The 21,224-nt window shown below is 54.8% G+C and carries 19 protein-coding genes and 2 pseudogenes; 19 read left to right on the top strand and 2 right to left on the bottom strand.

The genetic code is table 11. From position 1 onward, the window contains the following. From D7024_RS05410 to D7024_RS05500, 19 genes and pseudogenes are all read left to right on the top strand, one after another. A pseudogene (locus D7024_RS05410) lies at positions 1-315 on the top strand (hypothetical protein); the annotation flags it as partial. An 87-nt stretch (positions 316-402) separates the two neighbouring features. Beyond that, complete coding sequence (locus tag D7024_RS05415; protein ID WP_121450873.1) at positions 403-609, top strand: hypothetical protein; 207 nt, start codon at positions 403-405, stop codon at positions 607-609. A gap of 11 nt (positions 610-620) precedes the next feature. Continuing rightward, positions 621-2,339, top strand: a complete 1,719-nt coding sequence (locus D7024_RS05420) for a recombinase family protein (protein WP_125185628.1) — start codon at positions 621-623, stop codon at positions 2,337-2,339. Positions 2,340-2,392: 53 nt separating this feature from the next. Further along, positions 2,393-2,761 (top strand): annotated as a pseudogene (locus D7024_RS05425) (ClpP family protease); the annotation flags it as partial. After that, the gene (locus tag D7024_RS05430) at positions 2,758-2,991 is read left to right on the top strand and encodes a YlzJ-like family protein (RefSeq protein ID WP_121450875.1); all 234 of its coding nucleotides are present in this window, start codon (positions 2,758-2,760) and stop codon (positions 2,989-2,991) included. The pseudogene D7024_RS05425 and the gene D7024_RS05430, both read left to right, overlap by 4 nt. A 210-nt stretch (positions 2,992-3,201) precedes the next feature. Continuing rightward, positions 3,202-3,990 (top strand): undecaprenyl-diphosphatase UppP, encoded by a 789-nt coding sequence (gene uppP, locus D7024_RS05435; protein ID WP_121450876.1) that lies wholly within the window; start codon positions 3,202-3,204, stop codon positions 3,988-3,990. A gap of 19 nt (positions 3,991-4,009) precedes the next feature. Continuing rightward, positions 4,010-4,750 (top strand): FadR/GntR family transcriptional regulator, encoded by a 741-nt coding sequence (locus D7024_RS05440; RefSeq protein WP_121450877.1) that lies wholly within the window; start codon positions 4,010-4,012, stop codon positions 4,748-4,750. 480 nt (positions 4,751-5,230) lie between these two features. Further along, on the top strand, positions 5,231-6,991 hold the full coding sequence (locus D7024_RS05445; RefSeq protein ID WP_121450878.1) for an L-lactate permease: 1,761 nt from the start codon (positions 5,231-5,233) through the stop codon (positions 6,989-6,991). An 80-nt stretch (positions 6,992-7,071) separates the two neighbouring features. After that, entirely contained in the window at positions 7,072-7,671 is a 600-nt protein-coding gene (locus D7024_RS05450) for a LutC/YkgG family protein (protein ID WP_121450879.1), read from the top strand. After that, the gene (ldhH, locus tag D7024_RS05455; RefSeq protein ID WP_121450880.1) at positions 7,664-9,829 is read left to right on the top strand and encodes an L-lactate dehydrogenase (quinone) large subunit LdhH; all 2,166 of its coding nucleotides are present in this window, start codon (positions 7,664-7,666) and stop codon (positions 9,827-9,829) included. The genes D7024_RS05450 and ldhH overlap by 8 nt, the downstream gene beginning before the upstream one ends. 279 nt (positions 9,830-10,108) lie before the next feature. Next, the gene (locus D7024_RS05460) at positions 10,109-12,307 is read left to right on the top strand and encodes an FtsK/SpoIIIE family DNA translocase (RefSeq protein WP_121450881.1); all 2,199 of its coding nucleotides are present in this window, start codon (positions 10,109-10,111) and stop codon (positions 12,305-12,307) included. 153 nt (positions 12,308-12,460) lie between these two features. Next, on the top strand, positions 12,461-13,591 hold the full coding sequence (gene mnmH, locus D7024_RS05465; protein ID WP_121450882.1) for a tRNA 2-selenouridine(34) synthase MnmH: 1,131 nt from the start codon (positions 12,461-12,463) through the stop codon (positions 13,589-13,591). Continuing rightward, positions 13,527-14,303, top strand: coding sequence for a helix-turn-helix domain-containing protein (locus tag D7024_RS05470; protein ID WP_121450883.1), 777 nt, complete (start codon positions 13,527-13,529; stop codon positions 14,301-14,303). The genes mnmH and D7024_RS05470 overlap by 65 nt, the downstream gene beginning before the upstream one ends. 11 nt (positions 14,304-14,314) lie before the next feature. Further along, positions 14,315-14,638 carry a hypothetical protein gene (locus tag D7024_RS05475; RefSeq protein WP_121450884.1) on the top strand — a complete coding sequence of 108 codons (324 nt, stop codon included), beginning with the start codon at positions 14,315-14,317 and terminating at the stop codon, positions 14,636-14,638. 99 nt (positions 14,639-14,737) lie between these two features. Then, positions 14,738-16,063: a 30S ribosomal protein S12 methylthiotransferase RimO gene (gene rimO / locus D7024_RS05480; RefSeq protein ID WP_121450885.1), complete on the top strand. Its 1,326-nt coding sequence runs from the start codon at positions 14,738-14,740 to the stop codon at positions 16,061-16,063. Continuing rightward, entirely contained in the window at positions 16,060-16,605 is a 546-nt protein-coding gene (pgsA, locus tag D7024_RS05485; RefSeq protein ID WP_121450886.1) for a CDP-diacylglycerol--glycerol-3-phosphate 3-phosphatidyltransferase, read from the top strand. The genes rimO and pgsA overlap by 4 nt, the downstream gene beginning before the upstream one ends. 75 nt (positions 16,606-16,680) lie before the next feature. Continuing rightward, positions 16,681-17,226: a hypothetical protein gene (locus tag D7024_RS05490; RefSeq protein ID WP_121450887.1), complete on the top strand. Its 546-nt coding sequence runs from the start codon at positions 16,681-16,683 to the stop codon at positions 17,224-17,226. A gap of 134 nt (positions 17,227-17,360) precedes the next feature. Then, positions 17,361-18,839: an AAA family ATPase gene (locus D7024_RS05495; protein ID WP_121450888.1), complete on the top strand. Its 1,479-nt coding sequence runs from the start codon at positions 17,361-17,363 to the stop codon at positions 18,837-18,839. 157 nt (positions 18,840-18,996) lie between these two features. Then, positions 18,997-20,238, top strand: coding sequence for a competence/damage-inducible protein A (locus D7024_RS05500; RefSeq protein WP_121450889.1), 1,242 nt, complete (start codon positions 18,997-18,999; stop codon positions 20,236-20,238). On the opposite strand, the gene D7024_RS05505 is transcribed toward D7024_RS05500, so the two are convergent. Continuing rightward, entirely contained in the window at positions 20,235-20,555 is a 321-nt protein-coding gene (locus tag D7024_RS05505; RefSeq protein ID WP_121450890.1) for an AzlD domain-containing protein, read from the bottom strand. The genes D7024_RS05500 and D7024_RS05505 overlap by 4 nt on opposite strands. Beyond that, the gene (locus D7024_RS05510; RefSeq protein WP_121450891.1) at positions 20,510-21,223 is read right to left on the bottom strand and encodes an AzlC family ABC transporter permease; all 714 of its coding nucleotides are present in this window, start codon (positions 21,221-21,223) and stop codon (positions 20,510-20,512) included. Before D7024_RS05510 ends, D7024_RS05505 begins: the two co-directional genes overlap by 46 nt. Between the last annotated feature and the right edge of the window lies 1 nt (position 21,224).

Below are 21,224 nucleotides of genomic sequence, written 5' to 3' on the forward strand. Positions count from 1 at the left end.
ATGCGTTCGAAGTTCTGCCTGGCCTTCCTGCCGGACGGTACGCCCCCCGCAAAACTGCGGGTGCTGGATTATGAAAACTTTCCCGAAGCAAAAGATTTAAAGCGCTTAAACAGAATCAAATCGGAGGCGGGAAGTCCTGAACATCCCAGGCTTATATTCGAAGAGCCCGATGTTTGTAATACAACTGTTGCTGAACTTGAAACCTTTACACCTTCTGAGAATCAAATCTCGTACGATGCCTCCAGCAAAACGGCAATAAAAGGAGAGGAAACAACGGGTGCGTCCGGTGCCGTGCGGGCCGGGGTGCCCTGGTAGGCATGAGCCGCAGATAGTTTGCGTTTCAAATCGTCGGGACATACTTTATTTCATTCCGGAGACTCTATGCGATAAGGAGGGGATGATATGTCAAAATTGCCCGGGAAGGTTTTGATAAATGATGTAGAATATATTGTAGAAGAAGGCCTGGGCCACATGAAATTAAGAAGGCATGACCCCGTGTCGGGTATGAAAGTGGAGAATGTTTTCATACCCGTGCCCGATTCCAGGGAACGCATGGTAAATTTCAAGGCTAAAGCGGCCCAACTTATTCTGGAGGAAATCACGAAGTAGGGGTGCTTTCCATGACCATTCCGGTAGCATCATTATACAGGGTATCGACCGCCAAGCAGTTGAAAAATAACGAGGAAGACAGCATACCGCTTCAGGCAAACGTAATACGCGAATTCGTTGCACAACATCCGGAATGGGAACTTGTGAAAGAATACGCGGAGGAAGGCGTATCAGCATTTAAATACAGCAAAGACGACAGAGACATCCTGCAGAACGTTCTTGCCGACGCGTTAATGGGTAAATTTAAGATTCTGCTTGTATTTAAGGCCGACCGCCTCTCACGCAAAAGCCTGGAGTACCCGATAGTCTTATGGCAGCTTCACCGTGCCGGTGTCGAGGTCATCGCCGTCGCCGATGTGCCTGGAGGTAAAAAGCTGGAGCTTAAGGACCAGTATGACAAGCTCCTGCGGTTTATCGAAGGGTGGCAATCGGAGACGGAAAGTGTGAACACCAGAATTCGCGTGTCTCATGTTATGCGGCAGAAAGCCAAACAGGGATGCTGGACCGGTGGCCGCCCTCCATACGGGTTCAGGCTATCCGAGTCCAAAAAAGGTTTGCCGCTGGAAGTGGATCGGGAAGAGGCCGCGGTGATTAAGGAAATGTGCAGACTCTACCTGGAAGAAGGCTTGGGAAGCAAAAGGATAGCCGCTGCGTTGAACGAACATGGGTACCGCACCCGGGAAGGCAGGTTGTGGACCGACACCCGGGTGCGGCAGGTGCTTCAGAACCCAATAATCTGCGGGCTTCCGGCCTATGACAGGACGAAACCGGGAAACACTCCCACTTCCAGGGTTCGCATCAAAGGATATACGGACCTGAACAATTTCATCATTCCCCGGGATCAGAATGGAAACCCGAAGCCGGTACCCGAATATTCCATTATTCCCCTGGAAACATGGCAACGGTTAATCCGCAAGATGCAGGAAAATTGTATGTCGAAAACACAAAAAGGAGGAACTCCCAATCCCCGCGCCATGTCCAGCAGTGCACTCCTGACCGGTTTTCTTGTGTGCGGTTACTGCGGCCGCGGCTTTATCAGCTCCGGCCATAACTGGCGCAAACGTAACGGCAAGGTATACCCCTGTAAAAAAAGGGTTTACAGGTGTGTTACCCACGCCCGGGTGGGTGGGGGAGAGAAGCTGTGTGAAGGGCAGGGATCGTACTCCCAGAAAAAGATAGACCGAATTTTCCTCCAGGAACTTGAAAATTTCCTGTCCGGGTTGAATTGTGAAGATCTTTTACAGTATGTTGAACAGAAGCAGGTGGACTACCTGGCTGAAGCGACAAATCGGGTGAAGGCCCTGGAGAAGGAGTTAAGCAAAAACAGGAAAATCTATAATGCCTGGGTAAGACGGTTGGACGATTATTTCGCCGATCCGGACGGCAGTTTGTATTCGGAGCAACTGCTGGCTGAGAAAGTGAACGAATACGGCAGGATAGTAGAATCACTAGAAAAGGAGCTTGAAGAAGTAAAGTCGCAGGCGCGCGTGGAGAAGCATCGGAGAAGCCAGCTGATGGAATTTTCCATGCGTGCCCCTCATTGGTTCAAGCTGTTCATGGAGGCCCCGGTCGAGACGAAAAAGCAGATGCTCGCCCAGATCATCAGCAAGGTGGTTTTGTACCGGGATAAGATTGAGATTCATTATAATGTCGACCTTGCCGAATTCCTGGGGCGGGAAGAAAAACTGGAGCAGGAAAGGTTCGAACTCAAGGTGCTGGCAACGTTTTAACGGGGCGGAAAGTTTCCGTCCTTCGCTCTTTATCAGGGGGTAGCGACATGGGCAGCATCGGGGTGCCCATAGCCGTCGCCGCCCGGTATAGTTTCATTGCTGAAACAGCCAGCATGACCATTCATCCCATTCGTTTAAATGGTCTGGTTATAGGTGTACCCCAAACCTACGAGTATCTGGACAAGATGCAGGACCGGGTGGTGCGCTTCGTAACCCAGCATTCCCGCATCAGCGAAGCCTCTTTTCGCGATCTAATGTTTCGCACGGGGGAACTGGCCCGGGATATTGGGACAGTTCTCATAGGGCGGGAAGCGGTAGAAAAGGGCCTGATCGATGAGGTGGGAGGAGTAGGGCAGGCGGTAAATAAGCTTAAGTTAATGATTGAGGAATGGAAACTGCGAAATGGGGTGCCGGTACAGTGATCTTATATACTCCCATGCAGTTAGAGTTAGTTTTTGAAGGCCTGGAGGAAATGCAGCATGCTCCCACCAGAGAGGTAAACATTGATGGCGTGCCTGTGTTGGTTCAGGACACCGGGCCCGGAGAGGGCAGGGTGGTACGCCTTTTAAGTACCGATCCCCTGGATTATCTCAGAAGCGATCTTTATCCCGGCGTAGTAGTAAAGTTATTTAGATGTACCCAGACGGGCTGACATTCGTGAAAGGCCGGGTTTTCCACCGGCCGGGGGCGATGCCAGCCCTAATTGTTTTGTAGGGAGAGGCTTTTGGCCCGCCTTAGCGTCGCTTTACAATTTGATATGTCAACTTTTTGAACATCTATCTAGCCATATATTTTACCATTATGCTATAATGATAGAGTTAGTGTTGTATAACTGGAAGCAATTACACACGGGGTGATTTAATTGAGCTTGTTTGAGGCCGTAATCCTGGGCGTAGTCCAGGGAGTCGGTGAGTTTTTGCCCATTTCCAGTTCGGCCCACCTGGTGCTTGTTCCCTGGTTGATGGGCTGGCATTATGCGGGATTAACTTTTGACGTGGCGCTGCATGTGGGTACTCTGGTGGCCGTGGTGGCTTTTTTCTGGAAGGACTGGTTAATTTTGATGCACGATGGTTTGCTGCGGCGCCGTACCACCGAAGGCCGTTTGTTCTGGTATTTAGTGGTCGCCACCATTCCCGGTGCGGCCATTGGTTACATGTTTGAGGAACAGGCGGAAACAATTTTCCGGGAGCCCCTGGTAATTGGGATCATGCTCATAGTCATGGGGGTAATCCTTTATCTGGCTGATACCCGGGCTCCCGCTTACAAGCGATTGGAAGAGGTTGGTTTGGGGGAAAGCCTCTGGATCGGCCTGTCTCAGGCTTTGGCGATCATCCCGGGAGTTTCCCGCTCGGGCATCACCATGGCCGTGGGGCGCATGGCCGGCCTGGATCGGGAAACGGCAGCCCGCTTTTCTTTTCTCATGTCTACGCCTATCATTTTCGGGGCTGGAGTAATGCAGTTGCCCAAATTAACTCCCGCCGACCTGAACCTTTCTTTTTTAGTTGGCGTGGCTGTTTCGGCGGTGGTGGGTTTTATTTCCATTAAATTTCTTTTGCGTTTTCTCACCCGCCATAGTTTCGGCATTTTTATCTGGTACCGCCTGATCCTGGGGGCGGCGGTAATAGTCCTGGCTCTTGCCGGAGTCAGATAAAACATTGGGGTAGGAGCAAATGAAGGCCGAATTTAAACCAGTAAAAACTAAACGCACTTCTGAAAGCATTCTGGAACAGATCAAGAAACTGATCATTGAAGGCCAGCTGGCACCCGGTGATAAATTACTTACGGAAAGGGAGCTTTCCGAACGGTTACAGGTGAGCCGGGCCTCGGTGAGGGAGGCTCTTTCCGCCTTGAACCTGGCCGGCATTCTGGAAATCAGGCATGGAGAAGGGATTTACATCAAGCGGCCTGCCTCCAACGCCGTTATTGAACCCCTCACCTTTATTTTGCTGCTGGAAAAAGACAAACTGCAAAATATTCTGGAGGTGCGCAAGGCCCTGGAAGTAGAGGCCGCCGGCCTGGCTGCCGAAAGATGTACTCCCGGACTGTTGCAGGAACTGAAGGCAGTGGTGGAAGAGATGGAAGAAGATCTCCCCGCAGGAGAGAAAGCCGAGCAGCTGGATTTGCGCTTTCACCTTGCCCTGGCCGAAGCCAGCCAGAACCCCTTGTTAAGCCGCTTGATGAATACCGTTCAGGAGATTATCGGTCAAACGTTAAAGGTGACCCGGGCGCTTTGGCTTTCCGCCACTTCCGGCACCGCCCGGCGATTATTTGAAGAGCACCGGGATATTTACCTGGCCGTTGCCGCGCGGGATAGGTACCGGGCCAGGGAATTAATGTACCAGCACCTGTGGAAGGTGGAGGTGGAACTGCTTCGGGTCAACCTGCATAAGCTTCGACAAAATCAAAATTGATATTTTTGCAAAAATTTAATTCGACAAGTCCCCCTTTTTAGGGGAACTTTTTTGCGAAAATTTCGTTATCCAGAAGGATTTTATTAGCCTGCATAGAATAATTTTGAGAATTGGTCAGGCCACCGACTGTTAAGATATACTGATTTTCATGTGATGCTTTTCCTGGCCTTTATGTTGCTGTGAGAGCCGCGGCCTGGTGTAATTGTGGAGGTGAGTCATTCTCTATCACTGTCGCTTTTTTAAAAATAAACGTGATTTTCGGGAAAGAAAAAGATTGTCGAAGAAGGAAAATTTATTATCTTCTAGAATTATAAATCTTGATGGTCAGGCCACCATATTATATGCTGGCACAGACTTCAAAAATATGATGAAAGGGTGGTGGGAGTTATAAAGGACTGATAATTAACATGTATCACTTCAAGTCGAGTTTTCGGACTAATCACTTTCTTGTAAAACTTATTAATAAGGAGGAATTATGCCATGACGTGGACACAGGCAATCAACCCCCTGGGCAACCCGGGTCTTTCGGCTCTGGTAGACGCCCTGCCCATCATCTTTTTGTTCTGTGCCCTGGCCATATGGCGGATGAAAGGGTACATTGCCGGTCTTATCACCCTGTCCCTGGCCTTAGTATTGGCCATAGTAGTTCATGGCATGCCGGCAAACATGGCGTTTTTAACCGCCCTTTACGGCGCGATGGTGGGACTTTTCCCCATTGGCTGGATAGTGGTTACGGCAGTTTTCCTGTATAACCTTACGGTGAAAACCGGCCAGTTTGAAATAATCAAAGATTCCATTGCTTCCATTACTGAAGACCGCCGCCTGCAGGCGCTGTTAATTGCCTTTTCCTTCGGTGCCTTTCTGGAGGGGGCGGCTGGCTTCGGAACACCTGTGGCCATTACAGCGGCCATGCTGGCCGGCCTTGGTTTCAACCCCCTTTATGCCGCCGGTATTTGCCTGATTGCCAACACTGCCCCGGTGGCCTTCGGCGGTATCGGTATTCCCATCATTACTGCCGGTGCGGTAACCGGTATCGATGCCATGGCCATCAGCCAGATGGTCGGCCGTCAGCTACCCTTCCTTTCGGTCTTTGTACCTTTCTGGCTGGTCTTCATCATGGCCGGGTGGAGGGGAGCTATGGAAGTCATGCCTGCCATCCTGGTCAGCGGCGTTTCCTTTGCCGTGGCCCAGTGGTTTTCTTCCAACTATATGACGCCCATGCTGCCGGACATCCTTTCCTCCCTGGTTTCCATAGTTGCCCTGGTTTTCTTGCTCCGGGTGTGGAAACCGAAGAAAGTCTGGCGTTTTGCCGATGAGCCCCAGGCCACATTGAAAGTGAAAAAGCATTCCGCCGGGGCGGTGCTCAAGGCCTGGTCTCCCTTTATCGTGTTGACGGTGCTGATCAGTGACTGGGGTCTGAAGCCGGTCAAGGCGGTCCTGGATACGGTATCCATCAAAATTGTATTCAGTGGCCTGGATCAGGCCATCATTGCTGGCGGTAAGCCCATGAGCGTGGTGTACAACTTCAACTGGCTCTCTGCCGGTGGGACGGCCATTTTGATTTCGGCCATCATCAGCGCCATGATCCTGCGGATCGGCCCCGGCCAGTTCCTGGAGGTCTTTGCAAGAACCTTAAAGGACCTGCGCTTTGCCCTGTTGACTATCGCTTCCGTACTGGGCTTTGCCTTTGTGGCCAACTGGTCCGGCATGACCCCCACCCTGGGGAAGGCCTTCACCGTAACCGGCAGCTTCTTCCCCTTTGTGGCCCCCATCCTGGGCTGGCTGGGAGTGGTGATAACCGGTAGCGACACTTCCTCCAACGCCCTGTTCTGTAAGATGCAGCAGATTACCGCCGAACAAATCGGAGTAAACCCGGTACTTACCGTGGCGGCCAACAGCAGCGGCGGAGTGGCCGGCAAGATGATTTCGCCCCAGAGTATTGCCGTGGGAGCGGCCGCTACAGGCCTGGTGGGTAGGGAAGGCGACCTGTTCCGCTTTACCCTGGCGCACAGTATCTTCTTTGCCCTGATTATCTCGATGATCACCTACCTGCAGGCTTACGTTCTAACCTGGATGATACCGCCACTGACCATGGCCAGTACGGCTGCGGCGACAGCCAAGGCGGTTAGCGGAGGGACAACCATCCTCATGGTTACGGGAATATTCATAGTGATCCTGGGATTGGTCGCTTCCCGGCAGAGGAGCTCTCTGGACGCCTTGAACGGTCGCCGGAGTGCATAGAAGACATTAAAAAGGAGGTATTTGACCCGGCCGGATGGAATGATCCGGCCGGGATCTTCCGAGAAAGGGATGAATAGCCCGTGGCTTTAAACAAAGCGGTATTGCCGGATGCTAACCGGAATCTGGAGCAACTATACGAGGAATTTGTTACCAGGGCCCGGGCCTTGGGAACTGAAGTTTACCGGGTGCCCAATCTGGCTAAAGCCAGGGAACTGGTGGGTAAGCTGGTTCAGGAGATGGGTGTGAGAAAGGTCGCCCTGTCCGAATCACCTCTTGTAACCGCCCTTGACCTGGCGGCAGCAGTAGCCGGGGCCGGAGCGGAAGTTACCGGCGGTAACCCCCGGGAGCGGGCCGAGGCGGCAGACCTGGGTATTTCGTCCTTTGAAATGGCCATCGCGGAGACGGGGACGCTGGTGCAGGACGCCACTGAGATTAACCGGCGGCTGGTGTCCATGCTTCCTCCCGCACACCTGGCCCTGGTATCCACCAACCGGCTGGTGGGTACTCTGCAGGAAGCAATCAATAACCTGGCGGCCCGGGGTCAAATCCCCGGTTACCTGGCCTTTGTTTCCGGCCCCAGCCGTACGGCGGATATCGAGCGCGTGCTCACCATTGGCGTGCACGGGCCGGGCAAAGTGGTGGTCATTTTTATTGACGAGGGAGGGGATGCCGGTGAGTAAGGCAGCCTTGCGGCAGGCGACCCGGGAGGCCCTGGCCAATACAAATGTTTGTTCCGCCCTGGGAAAGTTTGCCGATAACTATGTCATTGCCCGGGAACAGGCTTACCGGCATAAGGATTTTGAGGGACTGCGCCGGGAAGTAGCCCGGATTAAACGGGAAGCGGCGGAACGCATGGAAGAGCTGGCCGCACAATTTACCCGGGAGGCTACCCGTCGTGGCGCCACTGTTTTCCGGGCGGCTACCGCCCAGGATGCCCGGGAGTACATTGCCCGGCTGGCCAGGTCCAGGGGCATCAAGACCATCGTCAAGTCCAAGTCCATGGCCAGCGAGGAGATCCATTTAAACAAATATTTAAAGGAACAGGGTTTGGATGCCGTGGAAACGGATCTGGGTGAGTGGATCATCCAGCTTGCCTGTCAACGGCCTTCCCACATGGTCATGCCGGCCATTCACATGAGCCGGAACGAAGTGGCTGAAATTTTCAGCCGGGAAATTAAAAAGCCGGTAGAACCGGAGATTTCCTCCATGGTCCAGCTGGCCCGCAGGGAGCTGCGCAGGAAATTCCTTTCCTCCTGGATGGGCATTTCCGGTGCCAACATTGCCGTGGCCGAAACGGGTACCATCGTCATGGTCACCAATGAAGGCAACGGGCGGTTGACCACTACCCTGCCCCCGGTGCACGTAATCATCGTCGGCCTGGAAAAACTGGTGCCCTGCTTTACGGACATAGCACCCATACTGGAAGTGCTGCCGCGCAGTGCCACGGCCCAGCACATTACCACCTACGTGACCATGATTACCGGTACTGTGCCCGCGGTGGACCCCGATGGTAATTACCACGAGAAAAAGGAACTGCATATCATTCTTCTGGATAACGGCCGCACCCGGATGGCCGCCGATCCCGTTTTTAAAGAAGCCCTGCAGTGCGTGCGCTGTGCCGCCTGTTTAAACGTCTGTCCCATTTACCAGCTGGTCGGGGGGGTGTTTGGGGATGTTTATACCGGCGGCATTGGGACCGTGCTCACTGCCTTCTTCACCGACCCGCAAAAGGCGCAGCAGGTGCAGAACTTGTGTTTGGGTTGCGGGCGCTGCCGGGATTACTGTTCGGGCAACATTGACCTGCCTGCCCTGATTAGCGAGCTCAGGCGGCGAACGGTTGAAAGGGAAGGCCTGGGCTATGTTGAGAAAGTAATTTTTGAAAGGGTGCTGGTCAATCGAAGGCTATTCCACAGGCTTCTTAAAACGGCTTCCCGGTTGCAGAAACCCTTTGCCAGGGGAGGGAAAATACGTCACTTACCCCTCTTCCTTTCCGGTTTAACCGAAGGACGCACTTTGCCCGCCATTGCCGACATTCCCTTCCGGGATCGGGTTGGTACCCTGCCCCGCCCGGACAGGGCAACCGGCCGCGTAGCTATATTTTCGGGATGCCTGATTGATTTTGTCTACCCCGGTATTGGTGAGTCGGTAGCTAAAGTCCTGGCGGCCCTGGGATTTGAAATCGTTCACCCGGAACAACAAACCTGCTGCGGGTACCCGGCCAAACAGGCCGGTTTGACGAACATTTTTGCCGAGCTGGCACGGCAAAATATTGCAGCTTTTGCGGGTATAGATGCCGGGCATATCCTTACCGCCTGTCCCACCTGTGCCGAAGCCCTGAAGTTCTTGTATCCGGAACTTCTGGCCGGTGATCCGGTTTGGAGCAAACGGGCCAGGGCGCTGGCGGAAAAAGTAACGGATTTTTCCTCTTTTGTTTTTGCTCACAGGGAAAAGCTGGTTACGTTCATGATACCCCTGAAGAAAAAGGTTACTTACCACGATTCCTGCCACTTGAAGCGCCGCCTGCGGGTAACCGGTGAACCGCGCCAGTTGCTGATTGACGCCGGGGCGGAACTGGTGGAAATGACTCCCGCTGATCTCTGTTGTGGTTTTGGGGGGTCCTATTCCATTAAGTTTCCGGAGCTTTCCAGATCTGTCCTGGACCGCAAGCTGCAGGCCGTACTGGGCAGTGGGGCAGAGGTAGTGGCACTGGACTGTCCGGGTTGCCAGATGCAGATTGGCGGCGGTATGGACCGCCAAAATCCGCGCGTACAGGTCATGCATACGGCGGAGATACTGGCCCGGTGCCTTGCCGGTACGGGCCGGGTGCAAAACGGGTAGAGTAAATGTTCAAGTCAACCTGCTTTAGGCACGGCGTTGTCCAGAGCGAACGATTTTGTGGAGCGCCGGTAACAGCACCCCTTGAGCTGAGGTTGCCGGCTCGGCTCTCGAGGACGCCAACTTAGGAAGCAAGGCAGTCCCCGGAAAAATCCGGGGGCTTTTTTATTTGTTGATTTACCCGGGAGATAACAAGCCCATGTTCTTTTTCGTGGTAAAATATAGATAAAATGCAGCACATTACCATTTAATGTGATATAATTAGGACGGAGGCTGGTTTGAGTGAAAGTAAGACCGGTAAAAGACCTGCAAAAGTACGAACTTGCCGGCATTGGTTTAATTTGTATGGCCCTTTTGGCCTTGATCAGCCTGGCAAACCCCGACGTAGGACTGGTCAGCTGGGGGGTAGAGCGGATGCTGCGGGGAATAGCCGGAGAGGGAAGATATCTTTTCCCCCTCCTGCTCGCTTTTTGGGGCTTTAGACTGATCCGGGGAAAGGCCTACGGGAGAGCCGCTGGCCGGCGATTTTACGGGGGTGTCCTGCTCTTTGTGGTGGCCCTCACTCTGTTACACATGCTGGTGCCACAGGATTACTCCCTTGAGGCCGGTCTGGCCGGGGAGGGGGGGGGCCTGGTGGGGGCGGTTTGCTTTTTCCTTCTGGAGCGTTCCTTCGGTTTTACGGGCACCTGCATTGTCCTGGCTACTTTGACTTTGATGGGAGTGCTTTTGAGCAGTAACGTTTCTTTAAGTACATTGTTAGCCAGGCTAATGGGGGTTCTTAAAAATCTCTACGAGCGCGTTGGGGGTTTGTTATTCACGGAAGCGGAAGAGATAGTGGAAGAGCCCGACCCCAGGCCGGTGATCATTGATCAAAGCGGGCCGGGGATATCAACCGGGGAAGCAGCCAGCCCGGAAGTGACCGGTGAAAAGCCCGGTAACAGTAATGCAAGCAATACGGGTATGACCCGGGCTTTGTGCATTGTTCCTTCTCCCGTTTCCCCATCCGGCGGAACCGCCGGGGAAAAGGAGGTTTCATCCGGCTCTTTCCCTTACCAGTTTCCTCCCTTGAGCCTGCTTTCCAAACCGGTACGGCCCAAAAGCATCAAGAATAGCAGGGATATTACCGAAAATATTCGTATACTGGAAGAAACTCTAAGCAGCTTTGGGGTAAAAGCCAGGGTGGTGCAGGTTTCCCGGGGACCGGCCATTACCCGATATGAGATTCAGCCTCCGGCGGGTATCAAAGTCAGCCGTATTGTCGGCCTGGCCGATGATATTGCCCTGTCCATGGCAGCGCCGGACGTGCGGATTGAGGCACCCATTCCGGGCAAAGCGGCCGTAGGTATTGAAGTGCCCAACCGGGAGGTTTCCATGGTCTATTTAAGGGAACTGCTGGAAACGCCCGATTTCCAGCAGGCGCCTTCCCGGCTCACCGTGGCCCTGGGCAAAGATATTGCTGGCAACCCGGTAGTGGCCGACCTGGCCCGCATGCCCCACCTGCTTATCGCCGGCGCAACAGGTTCCGGAAAAAGTGTCTGCCTGAATACCATCATTGCCAGCATTCTTTTTAAGGCCACGCCCGGCGAAGTAAAGTTTTTAATTATCGACCCCAAGATGGTGGAACTGGCCACCTACAACGGGATTCCCCACCTGGTATCGCCTGTGGTTACGGACCCCAAAAAGGCGGCCACCTCCCTGCGCTGGGCCGTTAAGGAAATGGAACACCGCTATGAACTCTTTGCCGCGGCCGGGGTAAGGGATATTACCCGTTACAATGATCTCTGCCGCAGCCAGGAGACGGGTACGGGGACACGGGGACCACTCCCGTTGATTATAATCATCATCGATGAACTGGCTGATTTAATGATGGTAGCGCCGGCCGATGTGGAGGACGCGGTTTGCCGCCTGGCCCAGATGGCCCGGGCCGCAGGCATCCACCTGGTAGTGGCCACCCAGCGCCCTTCAGTGGATGTCATAACCGGCCTGATCAAAGCCAATATTCCATCCCGGATTTCTTTTGCCGTGTCTTCCCAGATTGATTCCCGCACCATCCTGGACATGGCCGGGGCGGAAAAGCTTTTGGGAAAGGGGGACATGCTCTTTTTCCCGGTGGGGGCGCCGAAACCCATCCGGGTCCAGGGAGCCTATCTCTCCGATCAGGAAGTGGAAGCGCTTGTTTCTTTCCTGAAGAAACAGGCCGCCCCTCACTTTGAAGCACAGGTCGTTCATGAGGAAGGCCATGGAGAACAGGAAGAGGAACTGGAAGATGAGTTGTTGCCCCGGGCCGTAGAAATTTTTATTGAAACGGGCCACGCATCCATTTCCCTGTTGCAAAGACGCCTCCGGGTGGGGTACGCCCGGGCGGCCCGGTTAATGGACATTATGGAAAGGAAGGGTATCGTGGGAGGGTACGAGGGCAGTAAGCCCCGGTCCGTGCTCATTACCCTGGAGCAGTTCAAGCAGACTTTCAAAAAAAGGTAGGTTAAAAATTCGTGGTTCGAAAGGAAACCGGCGTTAAGTGTAGAAAAACACTTTGTGGATTACGCCAAAGACACGCCCGGAATAGCATAATGCGAAAGGAAAGTATACTAGGGAAAAGTAATAATTGTGGCCAGTACGACGTAAGGTGACATTATGGTTAAAGATATCAACGTTGCCGAAGCCCTGTCTTTGTCGGATGTTCTGGTAGTAGATGTGCGTTCGGAAGGTGAGTACAGCGAGGCAACCATCCCGGGGGCAGTAAATGTTCCTCTGCTGGATAATGTGGAGCGGGCGCTGGTCGGAACTGTCTATAAGGAAAAAGGGCCAGCAGAGGCCCGTAAATTGGGTTTGGAACTGGTTTCTCCCCGCCTTCCCCGTTGGGTCGAGACTGTAGAACGTCTGGCCCGCGGCAGACGGCTGGTCCTCTTTTGCTGGCGGGGAGGGTTGCGCAGTCAATTTGCCGCGGCCATCCTTGATGTCATGGGCTTTGCCGTCTACCGCATCCTGGGTGGTTATAAGGCCTACCGCCGCTTTGTCAACTCTTACCTGGGGGTAGAAGAACTGCCTGTAAAGGCAGTGGTAATCCACGGGTTGACGGGGGTGGGCAAAACCACTTTGCTTCGCCGCCTGGCGGAACAGGGTCTGCCCGTGTTAGACCTGGAGGGCCTGGCCCGGCACCGGGGTTCGGTTTACGGCAAGATCGGCTTGCCCCCTTCCCCCAGCCAGAAAATGTTCGAGGGTCTTATTGTCCGGGCCTTGATGGCGGCAGAGGAAAAAGGGGTATTCGTTGTCGAATGTGAAAGCCGCCGCCTGGGCAATCTGCTGGTCCCGGCGGTGGTGTTAAGGGCGATGGAAAAAGGGTACAGGGTACTGCTCTATGATTCCCTGGAAAACCGTGTAAGGCGTATCCGCCAGGAGTATACCAGTGGTCCCCAGCAAAACATTCCCGCTTTGCAGGAGGCCACCTCTGCCCTGGCAAAGTATCTGGGAGCACGTCGCGTGGCGGAGCTGAACCAGTTGCTGGCCGGGGGGGAATTTGACCAGGTTTTTTCCTATCTTTTGACCAAATATTATGATCCTCTCTACGGGTATCCAGGTGAGCCCAGCCCGGATTATGACCTTTGTGTGAACACGGCTGATATGGACGAGGCAGTTAACCGGGTGAGGGAGTGGATTACAGGCCTGCCCGAATATGGTCGGGTAGAGGGAGGTGAACCCGATGGATATAGGAAACATACTACGGGAAGCCCGCCAGGCCCGGGGGTTGTCCCTGGAGCAGGCTGAGGAACAAACGAAAATCCGCCGCAAATACCTGGAGGCGCTGGAGGAGGAAGCCTTTGATGTGCTGCCCGGACGGGTTTATGTACGGGGTTTTCTCCGGAATTACGCCAGGTTTTTGGGGCTGGATGCCGAGGCCCTGGTGGCCCGGTTTGAGGAAATGTTCCCTCTGGAGGAGACACAGCCTGTCACGCAGCCGCTTGCCGGAGTCGAGAAAAAACTGCGGCTGAGCTGGCCCTCTGGCCGCCTCGCTTACGTGGCAACGGGACTGCTCCTGGCCGTCCTGCTCTTATGGGGTGCCGGGTGGCTCGTTGGTCTCACCCGGGATACGGCTTATGATGTCGTGTCCCAGGATAAACCCGCCGGTACACCCGGTAGGTCGTCCCCAGGGAACACCGGTCATACGCAAAACCAGGACGCTCCTTTCCCCGCACCAACTTCAACCGGAACCGATAACCGCACGCCGGAAGGGGTTCACCTGGTGCTCAACGTTACCGACGAAACCTGCTGGATGCGGGTGGTGGTTGATGGTAAAACCATGTTTACCGGTGAGGTGGCGGCCAACCAATCCAAGTCCTTCCAGGCCAGGGAGCACATCTGGGTTAAGCTGGGCAATGCCGGTGTGGTAAATGTACAGGTAAATGGCCGGGATCTGGGTGTGCTGGGCGATCGGGGACAGGTGGTGAGCCGGGAGTTTTCTGCCTCTACCCAGGGATAGGAGGGCTTGTGATGGGTTCCTTTATCTGTGACTCCTGCGGTCAAGAGGTCGGCCTGTATGATGGCGTTCTTTCCTGGTACCGGGAAGGGCGGGAACTGGGCAACTTCGCCATTACCCACCGTCCCGGCCAGCACTGTTTGGGGCAGCTAAACAACAACGTGTACCGTGATCTTTTCCGGGTGGCTTCGGTGAAAGGCTATCTTGCCTTTGTACAGTACCTGATCACCCGGTGGAGTGAGGGTTACATTCTTAAGGATTTCCCTTCCTTACAAAAAACTATTGCTCAGATCAACTCCCATATCCATGAAGGAATGGCAAACTTGCTGGGCGAATAAACCCGGTTTTTGCCCGGGCGGCCCTCGCGGGCCGCGCCTTTTTTTGACAGGGCCGTTTTTTTTGAGTTATACTGAACCTGGGTTGGTGAGATAGAGAAAATGTCGTACCGCGTTGGTATGGTCAGTCTGGGTTGTGCGAAAAACCTGGTGGATACGGAACTAATGTTGGGGCAGCTGAATGCGGCCGGATTTATCATTACGCCCCGTCCCGAAGAGGCGGATGTCCTGATCGTAAATACCTGCGGGTTTATTACCCCCGCCAAGGAAGAATCCATCGACCAGATCCTGGACCTGGCGCAGTACAAAAAAAGCGGGCGCTGCCGGGTGCTCCTGGTGACCGGCTGCCTGGCCCAGCGTTACCCCGGGGAATTGCTGGATGAAATGCCCGAAATCGACGGTGTTTTAGGTACTGGAATGGTCAACCGGGTGGTGGACGTGGTCCGGCGGGCTCTGGCCGGCGAGCGGGTTTTAGCCGTAGGGGAGCCCGGTTTTGATTATAATGCCGACCTGCCCCGGATTAGAACCACGGGGGGGTATACGGCCTATGTAAAAATTGCCGAAGGCTGCAGCAACTGCTGTACTTACTGTGCCATTCCCTCCATCCGGGGTCCTTATCGCAGCCGCACCATGGAATCCATCCGGCAAGAGGTGGAAGCCCTGGCCGCTGGGGGGGGTAAAGAGGTTATCCTGGTAGCCCAGGATACTACCCGCTATGGTCTTGATCTTTACGGTGAGCGGAAGCTGGCCCCGCTGTTGCGTTCCCTGAACGGGATATCCGGCATACGCTGGATCCGCGTGCTTTACGGCCATCCCGACGGGATTACCGATGAGTTGATCGATGTTTTTTCATCTTGCGATAAAGTCTGCCGCTATATCGATTTGCCCCTGCAGCACGCCAGTCCGGCAGTGCTGGCCCGCATGGGGCGGGGCCGGAGTGCCTCCAGGTTACGAGAGCTTGTCTGTAAACTGCGCCGGGCTATTCCCGGATTAACCCTGCGCACTACTTTCTTGGTTGGTTTTCCCGGAGAAAGGGAAGAAGACTTTCAACAGTTGCTTGACTTTATGCGCGAGATGCATTTTGAAAGGGCGGGAGTATTTAAATTCTGTGCCGAGGAAGGTACACCGGCTGCTGCCATGACCGATCAAGTGCCGGAAGAGGTTAAAGAAGAGCGCTACCACAGGGCCATGGCTTTGCAACAGCAAATATCCCTGGAATATAACCGTTCTCTTGTGGGTAGCCTCGTGAGCGTTCTGGTGGAAGGGAAAAAGGGCAGCCGTTATTTTGGCCGTACCGAGGCCGATGCTCCCGAAATAGATGGTCGGGTGTACTTTACCGCCGGTCGTATGACTCTTAGCCCGGGTGATTTTGTGGTGGTAAAGATTACCCGGGCCAGTGAGTACGACTTGATGGGGGAGCTCGCATGAATTTGCCCAACCGTTTAACCCTGGCCAGGATATTTTTGGTTCCTATTTTTTTAACGGTGGTATCCCTTCAGGTGCCCTACGGGGATTACGTCGCTGCTGCCGTTTTTATTTTAGCCGCCAGCACCGATGGTTTGGACGGCTACCTTGCCAGAAAGCGCCAGCTGGTTACCCGGTTGGGCAAGCTAATGGATCCCCTGGCAGACAAGCTTTTAGTTTCCAGTGCCTTGATTTCCCTGGTTGAACTGCACCGTTTACCCGGTTGGGTGGCCATGATCATTATTGGGCGGGAATTTGCCGTTACAGGACTGCGCTCTTTAATTGCCGCTGAGGGTACCGTTTTGGGGGCCAGTATCCTGGGTAAGCTCAAAACCATCACCCAAATTGTAGCTATTGTAGCCCTCCTTTTACAGGACTCTCCCTTTAGCGTTGCCCGTTTAACCCCCGGGAATCTGGCCATGTGGATAGCCATTGCTTTTACCATCTGGTCGGGGCTGGACTACCTTAATCGGGGCTGGGCGGTACTGAAAAAGGGCGGTTTTTAGCCGGATTTTTCCTGACATACAGGCCTTCTTCTTCGTGTTATATTTAAACTGAAAATCATTGAAGGGATCAGGTATATGCAGTGGTACGGATGGCGTATTCCAGTTATATTGGCAGCACTGCTGGTTGGCCTTTCTTTTTTCTTTGCAGTTCAGTGGCTCTATAACCGTTATAACTATCAGGAACCCCTGATCCGGGTTTTGGAGGCTGATGGGGCGGTTCAAGCTTTTTCCATTGAAAAGCAGGATCGCGTTTTTAAAATTGCCGTGCAGTTAAAGGATACGGTTGATCTGGGGGAAACCTACCGGAGGTTGAAAAAATCAATTCAGGGGGTTCTTGGTCGCCAACCCTTTGCCCTGGAATTAGAGGATAACCGGGACCAGGAGCTAAAAAAAGCTTTTTATTACAGCCAGTTTGCCCTTTATGAGGCCCAGATACGGGGCAATTACCGGGAGATGGTGCGTTATATTGAAGACCGGGCAGCGTCAGTAGGGGTTGAAGCCATTATTTCCCTTGATGAAGAAAATATCTACGTGCACATGAAACACCGGGACCGCCACCTCTATGAAGTGATCCCCCGCAGGGCCGTTTTAAACCCCGAAACCGCTGGCGTACCCCGGTAGGCATGGCGTTATCACGCCCACTCCAATTGTGGCATAGATTACCTGGACCGGTCATCCCCTTTAGTATGATATAATGAAAATGCTCTGACCAAAAAACTTGCCGGTTAATCAGCTGATTGAAGGGAAGGTATTTCATGTTGAAGGAAATTGGCCTGGGTCTGGTTTTGGCCGGTATCCTTTTCCTGCTCATCAACGGCCATGATGTAACTCCCCTGATCTTTGTGGGCGCGGCCGGGGCGGGTTTATATTATGTGGCCCGGTCCCGCGGCCTGCTGGCCCGCAACTTTGCGGGTGAACAGGTGATTTCCCGGCAAGAGATTTCCTTTGCCGATATCGGCGGTCAGGCGGCAGCCATTCAGGAATTGCGCGAGGCCCTTGATTTTATTAAAAACTATCACCATATCCAAAAGCTGGGTATCAGGCCTTTAAAGGGCATTTTGTTGACGGGGCCGCCTGGCACAGGGAAAACCCTGCTGGCCCGGGCGGCGGCCAGTTATACCGATGCCGCCTTTGTGGCCTGCAGCGGTTCGGAATTTATCGAAATGTATGCCGGGGTAGGTGCCCAGCGGGTAAGGCGCCTCTTCCAGGCGGCCCGGGAAAGTGCGTTAAAGCAGGGCAAGAAGCATGCCCTGATCTTTATTGACGAGATCGATATTCTCGGTGCCAGGCGGGGACAAACCACCAGCCACCACGAATATGATCAGACCCTTAACCAGCTGCTGGTGGAGATGGACGGCCTGAAGGTGGATGACAAGGTGCAGGTACTGGTGGTGGCGGCCACCAACCGGGTGGATATGCTGGACCCTGCCCTGTTAAGGCCCGGTCGCTTTGACCGCCAGGTAAGGGTGGATTTGCCGGACAAGCAGGGAAGACTGGAAATTTTAAAGCTGCACACCAAAAATAAACCCCTGGCCGGTGATGTTTCCCTGGAGGCTCTGGCCAAGGAAACCTTTGGCTTCAGCGGTGCCCATTTGGAGAGCCTGGCCAATGAGGCAGCCATTCTGGCCATGCGCGAGGGTTGCGAAGTCATCCACCAGCGGCATTTCCACGAAGCAGTGGATAAGGTCATGATGGGCGACCGGCTGGATCGCCGGCCCGCCCCGGCCGAGTTGAGGCGGGTGGCCATCCACGAAACCGGCCATGCCCTCTTAAGTGAGCTGGTGAGAAGTGGTTCCGTATCCACCCTGACCATTACTCCCCGGGGGCAGGCCCTGGGTTACATGCGCCAGATCCCCGAAGACGACACCTATTTGTACACCAGGGACTACCTGGAGAATCAGATTGCCGTCATGCTGGCCGGAGCAGTGGCCGAGGAATTGATCCTGGGCAATCGTAGCACTGGCGCGGGCAACGATTTCCGGGAGGCCACCCGCGTGGCAGAGCAGATTATCAGAAACGGCATGTCCCGTCTGGGTGTGGTGGATGTGGAAAGTCTTCCCGGCGGTTTACGTTACCGGGTGCTTACGGAAATTCTGCGGGAACAGGAGGAACGGGTACGTTCCTACCTGAGTGAAAAGCGGAGTGTCCTGGAACGGGTGGCCCAGTTGCTTTTAGAGCAGGAAAAGGTTACCGGCGAGGAGTTCCGTAGATTGATCGACCCGCCGGCTGCATAACAGGGGAGACAAAGGGGTAAATTTGATGGAGGGGAGGTCGCCTTCTGACCTCCCCGTACTACATTTTTCCGGCGGCGGCAGGGTTTCGAGGGGGCCTGGCGAAAAGATAAATGAAGGAGAGGCAAGCAGGGATAGGAAAGGGCAGGGAAGTGAGCATATGCAGGCCGAGCTAATTTTCACCGGTACCGAACTGCTTTTAGGAGAGGTGCTGAATACCCATGCCCAGTATCTGGGCCGGCAAATGGCGGCCCATGGGATTGAGGTTATCCTGCACACCACTGTGGGCGATAACTGGGACCGTCTGGCCCAGGTTCTAAAGGCCGCCCTGGAAAGGGCGGATCTGATCATTGTTACCGGCGGTCTGGGTCCCACCACTGATGACCTGACCAAGGATACGGTAGCCCGGGTGCTGGGGTTACCCATGGTACTCGATGAGCCAACGATGCAGTGGCTCCGGGAGTTCATGGCCCGGCGGGGGACGCCCGTGTCCGAGAGTATGGCCAGGCAGGCCTACTTCCCCGCAGGGGCCAAAGTGTTACCCAATCCCGCAGGTACCGCCCCGGGGGCCATGCTGGAACACCAGGGCAAGGTGGTCATCCTCCTTCCCGGACCGCCGCGGGAACTAAAAGCCATGTTTGAGACCTCGGTGGTTCCCTACCTGGCCTCCCTGGGCAACCCGGGGATGGTTACCCGCACCAGATTGCTCAAGGTGACCGGTATCTCTGAATCGGAGGTCCAGGAGCTCATCGGCGACCTGGGGGGACAGGACAACCCCGGAATAGCCTACGTGGCCAAGCCCGGCGAAGTGCATGTGCGCATTAGTGCCCGGGCTGCCGACGGTGCTGTCGCCGAACAAATGATAACCGGGTTGCTGGAGAAGGTGCGGGAACGCCTGGCCGGTTACCTGTTTGGGATGGATGACGACGTCCTGGAGGAGGTGGTGGGACGGTTGCTGGCTCAAAATGGCTTGACCTGCGCCCTGGCGGAATCCTGTACCGGTGGATTGACCGCCGCCCGCTTAACCTCCGTACCCGGCAGTTCCGAGTATTTTTTGGGCAGTATCGTGGCTTACGATAACCGGGTTAAGGAAAAAGTCCTGGGTGTCCCGGCCGAGACTCTTCAAGCCCATGGTGCCGTAAGCCAGCAAACTGCCGTGGCCATGGCCGAAGGAGTGAGATCCCTTGCCGGAGCACATTTGGGGCTGTCCATTACGGGTATTGCCGGGCCGGGCGGGGGCACCCCGGCCAAACCGGTAGGGCTGACTTATATTGCCCTGGCTGCCCCCGATGGTACCAGGTGCCGGGAATTTCACTTTCCCGGCCACCGTCAGGCGGTGAGACAGGGGGCGGCCAACGCCGCCCTGAACATGATCCGCCTTTATTTACTCACCCGGTTCTAGTCCAGGGCATTTAAAAGGATCATGGAGGCTACGCCTACCAGCAGGGTGAAAAGTAAGCTCCTGGTTTTGACGGCCACCAGAAAGGTGGGAATGGCGGCCAGGAGGTTCTTGTTCTCGAGCGTTAGTGCCGGCTTCCCCCCGGCCAGAAAAATTTCCGGGGCAATCAGGGCCGCCAGTACGGCTGCCGGTACGTAACCCAGCCACCTGGCCCAGAGCGGAGGGATCTGGATCCGGCTTAAAAGTAAAAGCGGGGTCATCCGGAACAGGTAATTTAACGCGGCGATACCGAGGATGATCGTCCAGATGGTTTTTTCCATTTTTCCATCAACACTCCCACCGTAGCGGCCAGGATAGTGGCCACAATGATATTCCATCCGCCGCCGATCATGGAGGCCACCACGACCGAAACCAGCCCGGCCAGGCAGGCTACCATGATGGTGACGCTGTTTCTCAACTGCAGGATTAACAGGCTAATAAACATGGCCGTGAGGGCAAAATTAAGCCCCCAGCGGGCGGTATCCCCCAGCAGCCTGCCCAGTATTCCTCCCGCCGCACTGCCTCCTAACCAGGCCATGTGGGCAGTGACGAACAACCCGGTGAGGTACCACTGGTTAGCGGGCTTTTCGCCCATCCGGCCCATAGCCACGGCGTAGGTTTCATCGGTGATGCCGTGGGCCAGGAAAGAGAGTACGGGAGCGGTCATACGGGAAAGATGGGGTGCCAGGGAGGCACTTAAAAGTATTAAGCGGGAATTGACCAGCATAATGGCGGCAATAATGCTGGCCGGGGCCGCCCCGGCTCCCAGCATGCCCACGGCAATAAACTGGGCCGAGCCGGAATAGATCATGAAAGACATGGCCAGCACCTGGCCAATGGAAAGGTGGCTGGAGCGGGCCAGCACCCCGAAGGCCATGGCCAGGGGGAGGTAGCCCAGCACAACAGGCAGGGCGTCCTTGACCCCCAGCAGGAAATGTCTTTTGTTCATC

The organism is Desulfofundulus salinus (assembly GCF_003627965.1).
In the GTDB taxonomy this organism is placed as follows: domain Bacteria; phylum Bacillota; class Desulfotomaculia; order Desulfotomaculales; family Desulfovirgulaceae; genus Desulfofundulus; species Desulfofundulus salinus.